Source organism: Stenotrophomonas maltophilia group sp. vghtpe118 (assembly GCF_052605195.1).
This window is the reverse complement of the sequence record NZ_CP199672.1, coordinates 3,487,870-3,500,151: the sequence shown is the minus strand read 5'-3', so window position 1 is coordinate 3,500,151 and position 12,282 is coordinate 3,487,870. Positions and strand designations below refer to the sequence as shown.

The window sequence follows — 12,282 nt, the reverse complement described above, 5'->3', positions numbered from 1 at the left end:
GGCGATCAGCCTTCCTTGGGCGCCTTTTCCACGTACTTGGCGAAGACCTCGTCGATCTGCGTGTCCTTCACCTGCTTGCCGGACTGGATCGCTTCGGCTTGGGTGAACAGCGGAATGATCATCGCCATGCCATCGAGCTTGGTCTTCAGGTGCACGCCCGGGGCCTGACCGAGGAAGCCGTCCCAGCGCTGGCGCACCTTGGCCCAGTAGCCTGCAGTGGCTTTCCAATAGGCGCGGGCAGGGGTGAAGTCGACCTCGGTTGTCTTGACGTAGTCGTTGAAGCCGAACTCGCGGGCGATCTCCACCTGGCTGCCGTCGGCGTTGCGCTGCACCTTGGTGTTGAACTGCTCGTGGGTCCAGCCATTGGGCGTGAGCGTGTGGCGGTTGACCACGGCCAGCGCGTTGTAGTCGCTGCGCTTGGTGTACTCACGACGCGGCAACGGGCGCCAGCTCAGGTCGCTGGTCCAGCTCGGCACGTTGTTGGTGTACGTCCATTTGCCGGTGCCACAGTAGCGCGGTGCATCGCTCACTTCATACACGCACTGGGTCCAGGCGCCCTGGTTCACCGCTGCGGGAATGCGGCGTACCTGCCAGGTCTGATCGGCGCTGAACTCGAAACGGCTGGGCGCTTCGTAGACCCAGTCCTGGCGCCAGTGCTTGGTGATGTGGCCGCTCTTCTCATCGAGCAACAGGTGCTGCAGCACGATGCGCTGCGGGGTGTCCTCGACCACGATGACCACTTCGCTGCCGCCGCTGCGCATCGCCGGCGCACGCTCGTAGCCGGGCTTGAGCAGCACGGTCTCGTCGAACGCGAAGTCGACGGTGTACTCGCCCTGCATGGCCAGGATGCTGTCGTGGTCGCGGGCGATGTCGGAGGGCTGCGCGCTGGCCACGCCGCTGGCAGCGAGCAGCAGCATGACGCTGGCTGTCTGGAACTTCATCGGGTCTTCCTTCGGGGTTGCAGGTTCGTTGAGAGGCCGTCCAGGGCCGTCGGGCGTTCCATCAGGAAAGGATCACAGGCGGATCAGCGGCAGGTCGCCGGGGATACGCGGTGCCGGCCGGCGCGCGGCGTCGGCGCAGCAGCAATCGTCGATCGCCAGCTCGCCTTCGGCTCCTTCCAATCGCGCGATGCGACGCGCGGTGGCCGCGCCCAGCGAGGACAGGGTCGACAGGCTGGCCGCCAGGGTGCGGCCCTCGTCCGCGGCATGCAGGCGCAGCGTGCACAGGCGCCAGCGCTGGCCACCGAGGTGCCCGGCCAGGCGACGCCACAGGCGTTCGCTCACACTGCCATCGCGGTCGTGCTGCGGGCCCGGCGGCAACGCCGCGACCAACCGGTCCCAGGCCAGGAAATCGCTGTCGGGCAGCAGGTACAGGCGCCACACGCAGCGGCCGCGGGCATCAAGGAAACACAGGCTTTCGCGTATGCCCTCGCTGTCCACGCTCTGGCAGGCGTGCACGCGCACCGCCTGGCGCCAGCCCCCCAGCTCGTTGCCGTCGGCGTGGTACAGGCACAACACAGTGCCGAGCGTGGCCAGCTGTGCCGGGGTCGGCCAGGCCGCGCTGCCCTGCACGGCGATGGCGTCATTCCTGCGTGCGGACAAGGCTCGGCTCATGGGGTCACCAGGAAACGGCAAGGCTGGCGGAAAGAGTGCGGCCCGGGCTGGTGTAGCGATCCAGCACGCGGCTGGTCGGCGACAGCGTCGAACCCACATTGGACCAATCGATGTAGCGCTTGTCGCCCAGGTTGAACACGCCGACGTTGAAGGTCGCGCCCGGGGCGAAGTTCCAGTGCGCCATCAGGTCGGCCACGCCGTAGCCGGCCGGGCGATACACCGTCGCTGCAGTGACGCGGTCCTTGCGCTTGACGAAGGTACCGGCCAGTTCGACGCCCCAGGCGTCGGTGTCGTACATCAGGCCGACGGTGCTGCGCAGCGGGTCGACCGAATCCAGCGGCGTGTCCTCGGTCTTGTTGTCACCGCGCGACCAGGCCACCGAGCTGCGCAGCGCCCAACCCTGGAGCGCCGGGTTGATCTGGCCGAAGTCAACGCCAGCCTTCAGTTCAGCACCGTAGATGCGCGCATCGGCGATGTTGCGCGACTGGAACACCATCAGGCCCTGCGCGTTGGTACCGACCAGCGACTGCGACTCGATGAAGTCCTTGTACTCGTTGTAGTAGCCGCTGACACTGACGTAGGCGGCCGGTGACAGGAAGCGCAGGCCCAGCTCCAGGCCGTCGCTGGTTTCCGGCTTCAGGTCCGGATTGGGGATGGCGGTGTAACCGAAGGCGAAGTTGGTGAAGCCCAGGTTGACGTCGTTGTACGGCGGCGAACGGAAACCATGCGAGTAGCCGGCGAACAGCGACCATTCGTCGGTGAAGCGATAGACCATGCCCAGCTTCGGCGAGACGCTGGTCTTGGTCAGCCTGGCCACCGCAACGCCGGGATTGTCGTCGGCGAAGATGCTGTCCACTTCCGGCTTCAGCTCGTAGCGATCCACGCGCACGCCCGGCACCAGCGACAGCTTGCCGCCCGCCATGCGCATTTCATCCTGCGCATACAGGCCCAGCTCGGTGGTCTTGCTGATCGGGAAATCGCGTACCGGGAAGGCGTCAGGCAGGATGGTAGTGCTGGTCTGGCCATTGGCCAGAACCTGATAGCCATCGCGCTTCTGGCGGATCTCGGTACGCGCGCCTTCGAAGCCGTAGGTGAGCGCATGTTCGACACTGCCGGTGCTGAACGCCTTGTTGAACTGCGCCTGCAAGCCGTAAACGCGCTGGTCGAAATTGAACTCGCGGTGGCGGCGGCTGCGGTTGGCGCGGTCTTCGTCGGTGACCTGGTTGGTCTCGCTGTGCTGGGTATACAGCTGCCAATGCAGGCTGTCGGCGAAGCCCTTGTCCAGCGCATCCATTTCATGGGCGAACGACACGCGGGTGCGGTTCTGCGTGTCGCGCGCTTTCATGCCGGTGGTGGTGGTACGGTCGATCGAGGACAGCACGTTGGTATCGGTGGTGTCTTCGTTGCCTTCCACGGTCAGGCGGAAGCGCTGGTCCTCGCTCGGTGCATAGACCAGCTTGGCCAGGCCACTGCGACCGTCGCGGTCCTGCGGGTTGGGCGCGGTCCGGGTGTTGTCGAGGCTGCGCACATCGCCCTTGTTGCCGGTTTCCTGGCCCTGGCGATGGTTGATGTTGATCATGCCGCTCCAGTGTTCGCCGCCGAACGCGCCGGTCACGCCGCCGAGCAGGCCCTTCCACTCACCGTCGTAGCCGAACTTCAGGCCGACGTAGCTGTCCTTGCCATCCTTCAGGTAGTCGGCCGGATCCTTGGTGACGAAGGCCACTACACCCCCGAGCGCGTCGGAACCGTACAGCGAACTGGCCGGGCCACGCACGATCTCCACGCGCTTGAGCGTGTCCAGATCGGTGAAGTTGCGGTTGGCGTTGGAGAACGAGCCGATGTTGAAGCTGGTGGGCATGGCGATGCCATCGGTCTGCACGCGCACGCGGTTGCCGTCCAGGCCACGGATGCGGATGCTGCCAAGGCCGAAGCGCGCGGCGCTGCGGCTGACCGACAGGCCCGGCTCGTAGCGCAGCAGATCCTTGATGTCCTGCACCAGGTGCCGGTCCATCTGCTCGCGGTCGATGACATCGACGGTGGCCGCCACGTCACTCACTGCCCGCTCGGTGCGGGTGGCGGTGACCTGCACGCGGTCGAAGTCGCGCGCATCGGGCGCGGCGGTGGCCGCGGCGGCAGCATGGGCGGACAGGGGGAGGGCCATCCAGACGGCGAGGCAAAGGGCGGTAGGGCGGGTCATCGGGTTCGTTCGGTCAGGCAGGGGAACCCCCGGTTACCGGCACACCCGGGAGGTGCACGCGGTAGACCGAGGGGGAGAGAGCGGGCGCGGACGGGTCGCCCACCCTGCCGGCGCTGCCGGCAGGAGGGAGGGAGGCGGGCGACCAGGCCGCGGTTACTTGGTCAGGATCAGCTTGTCGTTGCTGGTGTGCCGCAGGCGGTAGAAGCGGTCGCCGTGCTGGATCAGGATTTCACGACGGCCCTTGAGCAGGGCTTCGCTGTCGATGACCTCTTCCGGCGGAACGACACGGACCGGACGATCGCGGAGGGTCAGCGTTTCGGGGCGCAGCAGTACAGGTTGAGCATTCATGAGCATCTGGACTCGTGCGAGGGACGAGTCAAATGATAATGATTCTCAGTTGACAATCAACAACCATTCTCAATTTGATTGATGGGATTAATGATCGAATTCTGGGATTCGATAGATCATGTCAATCAAATCGCGACTCTACCGAGGCACGAGCCCGAGCCGGCCCGACCGAGGCCCAGGCCCGGTCGGCCCCGGGGTTCAGGCGAAGGCGGCTTCGACCTGCGCCCAGCCAGCCGCATCGACCTGCTCCAGCACCTCCAGCGCCTGCAGGTTCTGCAGCAGCTGGCTGACCCGGCTGGCGCCGAGGATCACGCTGGAGACGTTCGGATTGCGCAGGCACCAGGCAATCGCCAGCGTGGCCGGGGCGTGGCCCAGCTCACGCGCTGCTTCGCTGAAGCGGCGCACCTGGGCCAGGCGGGCCTCGGAGTCGTCACCCAGCACCAGCGCCTGCAGCCATTCCATGCCCTCGCGGCCCAGCCGCGCATCGGCCGGAATGCCCTGGTCGTACTTGCCGGTCAGCAGGCCCGAGGCCAGCGGCGAGAAGATGGTGGTGCCCAGGCCGGCACTGGCATACAGCGGCGCATACTCGACCTCGACGCGTTCGCGGTGCAGCAGGTTGTACTGCGGCTGCTCCATCGACGGGCCCTGCAGGTTGCGTGCTTCGGCGATGTCCAGCGCCTGCTGGATCTGCACCGCCGACCACTCCGAGGTCCCCCAGTAGAGGATCTTGCCCTGCCGCACCAGCGTATCCATGGCATGCACGGTCTCGGCGATCGGCGCGTCCGGATCCGGGCGATGGCAGTAATAAAGGTCCAGGTAGTCCACCCGCAGGCGCTTGAGCGCGGCATGGCAGGCGTCGGTCACATGCTTGCGCGACAGGCCGCGCTGGGTTGGCCGTGGGTCCCTGGCGCTGCCGAAGAACACCTTGCTGGAGACACAGATGCCGTCGCGCGGCAGGCGCAGGTCGGCGATCACATCGCCCATCACCTGTTCGGCGCGGCCGTTGGCATAGCCCTCGGCGTTGTCGAAGAAGTTGACGCCGTGGTCCCAGGCGGCAGCCACCAGGTTGCGGGCCTCGTCGCGTGGGATCTGGTCACCGAAGGTCACCCAGGCGCCGAAGGACAGGGCGGAAATCGGCAGGCCGGTGGAGCCCAGGCGGCGGTATTGCATGCGAATCTCCTGCTGCGGGCCCGCATCCGGGCCGGGATCGAGCCCCATTCTACCTGCCGCCGCCGGCCGCAAGCCCTTGCCGTTGCTGGCCTGATCGGTACCGATGGGCGCGCGCACGCTGCTTTTTCTTGCCCCGGCCCCTGCCCTGCACTAGGCTTCCCGTTTTTCGCGACGCCCCAGGGGAGTCACTCACATGGTCGAAGGTTTGGGCAGGATCGGCTTCGGCCTGTTCGGGTTGGCGGTGCTGATCGGCATCACCTGGTTGTTCTCCAACAACAAGCGTGCGGTTGACTGGAAGCTGGTTGCCACCGGTATCACCCTGCAGATCGCCTTCGCGGCGCTGGTGATCCTGGTGCCGGGCGGGCGCGACGTGTTCGATGCGCTGGGCAAGGGCTTCGTCAAGGTCCTGAGCTTCGTCAACGAGGGTTCGGGCTTCATCTTCGGCTCGTTGATGGACACCAAGAACTACGGCTTCATCTTCGCCTTCCAAGTGCTGCCGACCATCATCTTCTTCTCGGCGCTGATGGGGGTCATGTACCACCTCAACGTCATGCAGGCGATCGTGCGCGTGATGGCCTGGTCGATCACCAAGGTGATGCGCGTGTCCGGCGCGGAAACCACCAGCGTCTGCGCCAGCGTCTTCATCGGCCAGACCGAGGCGCCGCTGACCGTGCGCCCGTACATCGCCAGGATGACCCAGTCCGAGCTGCTGACCATGATGATCGGCGGCATGGCCCACATCGCCGGCGGCGTGCTGGCGGCCTACGTGGGCATGCTCGGCGGCGGCGACCCGGTGCAGCAGGCCTTCTACGCCAAGCACCTGCTGGCGGCGAGCATCATGGCCGCACCGGCCACCCTGGTCGTGGCCAAGCTGCTGATTCCGGAAACGGGCACCCCGCTGACCCGCGGCACGGTGAAGATGGAAGTCGAGAAGACCTCCAGCAACATCATCGACGCGGCCGCTGCCGGTGCCGGTGACGGCCTGAAGCTGGCGCTGAACATCGGCGCGATGCTGCTGGCCTTCATCGCCCTGATCGCGCTGCTGAACGCCCCGCTGACCTGGATCGGCGATGTGACCGGCCTGGCCGCTGCCATCGGCAAGCCGACCAACCTGTCGACCATCTTCGGTTACGTGCTGGCCCCGATTGCCTGGGTGATCGGTACCCCGTGGGCTGATGCCACCACCGTCGGTTCGCTGATCGGCCAGAAGGTCGTGATCAACGAGTTCGTGGCCTACACCGAGCTGTCGCAGATCGTGAACGGCCAGGTGGCGGGCGTGAGCCTGTCCGACGAAGGTCGCCTGATCGCCACCTACGCGCTGTGCGGCTTTGCCAACTTCAGCTCGATCGCGATCCAGATCGGCGGCATCGGCGGCCTGGCGCCGGAACGTCGCCACGATCTGGCCAAGTTCGGCCTGCGCGCGGTGTTGGGCGGTACCATTGCCACCTTCATGACGGCGACCATCGCCGGCGTGCTGACGCACTTCAGTTGAACCCCTGGTTGAGAAAAGATTTCCTATGAGCAGCAGTGTCGTTGTCGTCGGTTCCTTCAATGTCGATCACGTGTGGCGGTGCGAGTCGCTGCCGGCACCGGGTGCGACCATTGCCGGCCGCTACAGCACCGGCCCCGGTGGCAAGGGCTTCAACCAGGCGGTCGCGGCCTGCCGCGCCGGCGCCGACACGCACTTCGTGTGCGCGCTGGGCGATGACGCCGGCGGCGCCACCGCACGCGAACTGGCCGCGCAGGATGGCTTCGGCCTGATTGCCGAAGCCAGCAGCGAGCCGACCGGCACTGCGGGCATCTACGTGGACGCGCGTGGCCGCAACACCATCGTGATCGGCCCGGGCGCCAACGCCGCGCTGAGCACCGACTTCCTGCAACAGCAGCAGGCATTGCTCACCAGCGCCAAGGTGGTGCTGGTGCAGCTGGAATCGCCGGTGCAGACCATTGAAGCGGCGCTGGCCACGGCCCGCGAGGCCGGTGTCACCACCGTGCTCAACACCGCACCGGCCGACGCGCCCTCGACCATCGGCCTGCTCAAGCTGGCCGATGTGATCACCCCGAACGAGACCGAGTTCGCCGCGCTGCTCGGCCGCCATGTCGGTGAGCGCGTGGATGCCAACGATGTCGCCGCGCTGGATGGCGCCAGCCTGCATGCGCTGTGCCGCAAGCTGGTCGGCAACGGTACCGTGGTGGTGACCCTGGGTTCGGTGGGCGTGTTCGTCTCGCATGCCGACGAGAACCTGCGCGGCGATAGCCAGCCGTACTACCGCGTCGGCGCCGAGCAGGTGCAGGCCATCGACACCACCGGTGCCGGTGATGCCTTCAACGGTGCGCTGGCCGCGTCGCTGGCGCAGGTGGCCGACGCCCCGTTCGCCCGCCACGTGCGCTTTGCCAACCAGTTCGCCGGTCGCTCGACCGAGAAGGAAGGCGCTGCAGCGGCAATGCCGCGCTTCACCCCGGCCGACGCCGAAGCCAAGTAATTCCACGCCACGCGTGGATGACAAGGCCCGGGTGTACAGGCACCTGGGCCTTTCTTTTGCCCATTGCCCAGCCCCTGCGACCGCCTGTCGCATTGCCCACATCCTGCCCCTCGCTCACGATCCGCGCAGCTTCCTTGCACGGGCAGGACATGGACGGATTCCCCTGGTTGCTGGTCGCGGCCGCAGGCAGTGCCGCTGCGGCGCTGCTGCATATCGGCTGCATCGCCTTCGGCGCCGCGTGGTACAGATACTTCGGTGCCGGCCAGCGCGTGGTCCGGCTCGCGCATGCGGGGCACTGGTGGCCACCGCTGATGACCGCCGGCATCACTGCCTTGCTGGTGGCCTGGACCCTGTACGCACTGGCCGCCGCGGGCTGGCATTCGCCACTGCCGGCCAGTCGCCTGGTCCTGCCCGCCATCGCTGCCTTGCTGCTGCTGCGCGCCGCGATGGGCTTCGGCCTGGCGCTGTTCCGGCCGGGGTACAACGGCCGGCGCTTCTGGGTGGTCAGTTCGCTGGCCTGCCTGGGCCTGGGGCTGGCCTTCGCCCTGGGTACCCGCCAGGCCTGGCAGAGCCTGGGTTAGCCACCTACCATCGCCCGCCCTTGGGGGCGGCGGAAGCAACCGTCAAGCATCTGCTGATGCCGGTACGGCATGAGGTCGGTGCCGATCGGCCTGAACCCGGGGCCCGCCGACACCGCCCAGGCCGCGCCCGCGCTCTACAATGGGCGCATGCAGATCGGCCCGTACACCATTGCCCCCAACGTCGTGCTGGCGCCCATGGCCGGCGTCACCGACAAGCCCTTCCGCCTGCTGTGCAAACGGCTGGGCGCGGGACTGGCCGCCTCGGAAATGACCATCAGCGACCCGCGCTTCTGGAACACGCGCAAGTCGATCCACCGCATGGACCATGACGGCGAACCGGCACCGATCAGCGTACAGATCGCCGGCACCGAGCCGCAGCAGCTGGCCGAAGCCGCGCGCTACAACGTCGACCACGGCGCGCAGATCATCGACATCAACATGGGCTGCCCGGCCAAGAAGGTGTGCAACGCCTGGGCCGGCTCGGCGCTGATGCGCGACGAGCAGCTGGTGGCGCGCATCCTCGAAGCCGTGGTCAACGCGGTGGACGTGCCGGTCACCCTGAAGATCCGCACCGGTTGGGACTGTGACCACCGCAATGGGCCGGTGATCGCGCGCATCGCCGAGGACAGCGGCATCGCCGCGCTGGCCGTGCACGGCCGCACCCGCGACCAGCATTACACCGGCCAGGCCGAATACAGCACCATTGCCGAGATCAAGGCCGCGCTGCGCATTCCGGTGATCGCCAATGGCGATATCGATTCGCCGCAGAAGGCCGCCTACGTGCTGCAGCAGACCGGCGTGGATGCGGTGATGATCGGCCGCTCGGCGCAGGGCCGGCCGTGGATCTTCCGCGAAGTGGCGCATTACCTGGCCACCGGGCAGGAACTGCCGCCGCCATCGCTGGCCGAAGTGCGCGACATCCTGCTCGGCCACCTGCATGCGCTGCACGCGTTCTACGGTGAACCGCAGGGCGTGCGCATCGCGCGCAAGCACCTGGGCTGGTATGCCAGGGACCGGCCGGAGAACGCCGCCTTCCGTGCGGTGGTCAACCGTGCCGAAGACCCGCAGAGCCAGATCGCGCTGACCACCGAGTACTTCGACCGCCTGATTGCCGGGGAACCGGCGCTGCCTTCGGCGGCCTGACCGCACTGCCGCGTCACAACGTCGAGCCTGCTCGACCGAATTGAACTCCCAGAGCCCGCCTCCATGACCCCGCCGATCTCCTCTCCGACCTACCTGCACGGGTTTTCCGGCACCGAACAGCAGCGCCTGATGACCCAGGCGCGCCTGCTGGAATCGAGCATCTTCGGCCAGATCGACTACAGCGGTGCACGGCGCCTGCTGGAAGTCGGCAGCGGCGTCGGTGCGCAGACCGAGATCCTGCTGCGCCGCTTCCCCGAGCTGCACGTGACCGGCGTGGACCTGAGCGAAACGCAGCTGGCCACGGCGCGCGAGAACCTGGCGCGCACGCCGTGGTGCAGCGACCGCTACACCCTGCAGCAGGCCGATGCCGGCGAACTGCCGTTCGAGGCCCGCAGCTTCGATGCGGCGTTCCTGTGCTGGGTGCTGGAACACGTCCCCTCCCCTGCCCGCGTGCTGAGCGAAGTGCGCCGCGTGCTGGCACCGGGTTCGCCGGTCTACATCACCGAAGTGATGAATGCCTCGTTCCTGCTCGACCCGTACTCGCCGCACATCTGGCGCTACTGGATGGCCTTCAACGACTTCCAGTACGACCACGGCGGCGACCCGTTCGTCGGCGCCAAGCTGGGCAACCTGCTGCTAGCGGGCGGCTTCCGCGACGTGCATACCGAGATCAAGACCATCCACCTGGACAACCGCGAACCGGCGCGTCGCAAGACCATGATCGCGTTCTGGGAGCAGCTGCTGCTGTCGGCGGCCGACCAGCTGCTGCAGGCCGGCTCGGTGGACGAGGACACCGTGGAAGGCATGCGCCGCGAGTTCCGCCTGGTGCAGAACGACCCGAATGCGGTGTTCTTCTACTCGTTCGTGCAGGGCCGCGCGACGGTGTATTGAGCCGACGCGGCACTAATGCTCCCGCATCCACGCATGGCGTGGATCTACTCAACGGCGCCGGCTGCGGGCGCTGATCGACGCAGTGGAGCCACGCCATGCGTGGCTGCCACCGCCGATGTCCCGCCATCCACGCAGGGCGTGGATCTACTCAACGGCACCGGCTGCGGGCGCTGATCGACGCAGTAGAGCCACGCCATGCGTGGCTGCCACCGCCGATGTCCCGCCATCCACGCAGGGCGTGGATCTACTCAACGGCACCGGCTGCGGGCGCTGATCGACGCAGTAGAGCCACGCCATGCGTGGCTGCCACCGCCGATGTCCCTTCATCCGCGCATGGCGTGGATCTACTCAACGGCACCGGCTGCGGGCGCTGATCGACGCAGTAGAGCCACGCCATGCGTGGCTGCCACCGCCGATGTCCCTTCATCCGCGCATGGCGTGGATCTACTCAACGGCACCGGCTGCGGGCGCTGATCGACGCAGTAGAGCCACGCCATGCGTGGCTGCCACCGCCGATGTCCCTTCATCCACGCATGGCGTGGATCTACTCAACGGCGCCGGCTGCGGGTGCTGATCGACGCAGTAGAGCCACGCCATGCGTGGCTGCCAACGCCGATGTCCCTTCATCCACGCATGGCGTGGATCTACTCAACGGCACCGGCTGCGGGCGCTGATCGACGCAGTGGAGCCACGCCATGCGTGGCTGCCACCGCCGATGTCCCGCCATCCACGCAGGGCGTGGATCTACTCGGGCGCATGCCAGATCCGCTGCCACATCGCGGCCAGCCGGCGACCTGCGTCGGCGCGCGCGGCCGGGCTGCTGTAATCCACTCGCACCTGCTCGGGCGTTATCGGCCGCCACTGCCCGTCGGCCTGCTCAGCCACCACGAAGTTGAAGGTGTAGTCCGGCTCCAGCCCCATGCGCAGGTCACTCAGCACCAGCCGGCCGTCCGCGACCTGTGCACGCATGAAACCGCGGTTGAACCATTGCAGCTGCTGCACCGCCGGGATGGCCCGCGCTTCGCGCAAGGCCTGCACGTTGGACGGATGGCCTTCGAACCGCATCGGCCCATGGTCGGCCACCAGTGAGCGATCACCCACCACGTAGCCATTGGGCGTCATCGCCACCACCCGCCACAGCAGGGTGTTGAACGGCATCGGCACCGAGAAGCGCGGCGCATCGCCCAGGCCCATCGCGGCCAGGCTCCGCTGCGCGGCCCGATCGACCTGCGCCTTGGCGATCAGCCCCCAGCCCAGGTAGCCACTGCTGAGCAGCAACGCCGCGCCCAGCACCTTGCCCGCCCAGGGCCGCGCACGACCGAACCAGGCCAGCACGCAGCCCAGCAGCAGCCACACCGTGTAGCCGGGGTCGATGATGAAGACGCTGGAGCCCATGGTTGGGTGTGGCCGCAGCGGCCACCACAACTGGGTACCGTAGACGGTGAACGCATCCAGCACGGGATGGGTAACCAGCGCCAGCTGGATCGCCCAGAACCAGCGCAGCGGTGACTGCGCGACGCGGCCGTTGCCGAAGCGCTTGAACAACCACCAGATCAGTGCGGCCACCCAGGGCAGCACCAGCAGCGAATGGCTGAAGCTGCGGTGTTCGGTCATGTTCGCCACCGGGTCGGCCGCAGTGAAGCCAAGCCACAGGGCGTCGAGGTCCGGCAAGGTGCCGAGCGCGGCACCGGCCAGCAGGGCCGCGCGGCGATGGCCGGGCGGAGCGATGGCAGCGGCGACGGCGCCGCCGAGTACGATCTGGGTCAATGAATCCATGGGCCGATGCTAGCGGCTTGCGCGCGGTGTATGTAGAGCCGAGCCCATGCTCGGCTGCTCTTCGTTGCGCGTAACGGCAG

The 12,282-nt window shown here is 67.3% G+C and carries 11 protein-coding genes; 5 read left to right on the top strand and 6 right to left on the bottom strand.

Translation table 11 applies throughout. The features are described 5' to 3' along the window. Positions 1–5: 5 nt before the first annotated feature. The 5 genes from ACUDTM_RS15880 to ACUDTM_RS15860 all read right to left on the bottom strand — a co-directional run bounded on the left by ACUDTM_RS15880 (position 6) and on the right by ACUDTM_RS15860 (position 5,328). Entirely contained in the window at positions 6–941 is a 936-nt protein-coding gene (locus ACUDTM_RS15880) for a DUF6607 family protein (RefSeq protein ID WP_072167873.1), read from the bottom strand. A 72-nt stretch (positions 942–1,013) separates the two neighbouring features. After that, positions 1,014–1,613 carry a Hemin transport protein gene (locus tag ACUDTM_RS15875; protein WP_088497861.1) on the bottom strand — a complete coding sequence of 200 codons (600 nt, stop codon included), beginning with the start codon at positions 1,611–1,613 and terminating at the stop codon, positions 1,014–1,016. 4 nt (positions 1,614–1,617) lie between these two features. Next, on the bottom strand, positions 1,618–3,810 hold the full coding sequence (locus ACUDTM_RS15870) for a TonB-dependent hemoglobin/transferrin/lactoferrin family receptor (RefSeq protein WP_353080554.1): 2,193 nt from the start codon (positions 3,808–3,810) through the stop codon (positions 1,618–1,620). 153 nt (positions 3,811–3,963) lie between these two features. Beyond that, the gene (gene hemP / locus ACUDTM_RS15865; protein ID WP_005412278.1) at positions 3,964–4,158 is read right to left on the bottom strand and encodes a hemin uptake protein HemP; all 195 of its coding nucleotides are present in this window, start codon (positions 4,156–4,158) and stop codon (positions 3,964–3,966) included. A 198-nt stretch (positions 4,159–4,356) separates the two neighbouring features. Beyond that, complete coding sequence (locus ACUDTM_RS15860; protein ID WP_353761692.1) at positions 4,357–5,328, bottom strand: aldo/keto reductase; 972 nt, start codon at positions 5,326–5,328, stop codon at positions 4,357–4,359. Between the two features lie 193 nt (positions 5,329–5,521). On the opposite strand from ACUDTM_RS15860, the gene ACUDTM_RS15855 reads away from it, so the two are divergent. From ACUDTM_RS15855 to ACUDTM_RS15835, 5 genes are all read left to right on the top strand, one after another. Then, the gene (locus ACUDTM_RS15855; protein WP_072167869.1) at positions 5,522–6,820 is read left to right on the top strand and encodes a NupC/NupG family nucleoside CNT transporter; all 1,299 of its coding nucleotides are present in this window, start codon (positions 5,522–5,524) and stop codon (positions 6,818–6,820) included. A 25-nt stretch (positions 6,821–6,845) separates the two neighbouring features. Continuing rightward, entirely contained in the window at positions 6,846–7,811 is a 966-nt protein-coding gene (locus ACUDTM_RS15850; RefSeq protein ID WP_353080553.1) for a ribokinase, read from the top strand. Between the two features lie 149 nt (positions 7,812–7,960). Beyond that, positions 7,961–8,392: a hypothetical protein gene (locus ACUDTM_RS15845; protein WP_065178745.1), complete on the top strand. Its 432-nt coding sequence runs from the start codon at positions 7,961–7,963 to the stop codon at positions 8,390–8,392. A gap of 147 nt (positions 8,393–8,539) precedes the next feature. Continuing rightward, positions 8,540–9,535 (top strand): tRNA dihydrouridine synthase DusB, encoded by a 996-nt coding sequence (dusB, locus tag ACUDTM_RS15840; RefSeq protein ID WP_353080568.1) that lies wholly within the window; start codon positions 8,540–8,542, stop codon positions 9,533–9,535. A 63-nt stretch (positions 9,536–9,598) separates the two neighbouring features. Beyond that, positions 9,599–10,426, top strand: a complete 828-nt coding sequence (locus ACUDTM_RS15835; protein WP_061478371.1) for a methyltransferase domain-containing protein — start codon at positions 9,599–9,601, stop codon at positions 10,424–10,426. A 744-nt stretch (positions 10,427–11,170) separates the two neighbouring features. Here the strand turns inward: ACUDTM_RS15835 and ACUDTM_RS15830 are convergent. After that, positions 11,171–12,202, bottom strand: coding sequence for a metal-dependent hydrolase (locus ACUDTM_RS15830; protein ID WP_151355081.1), 1,032 nt, complete (start codon positions 12,200–12,202; stop codon positions 11,171–11,173). Positions 12,203–12,282: the final 80 nt, after the last annotated feature.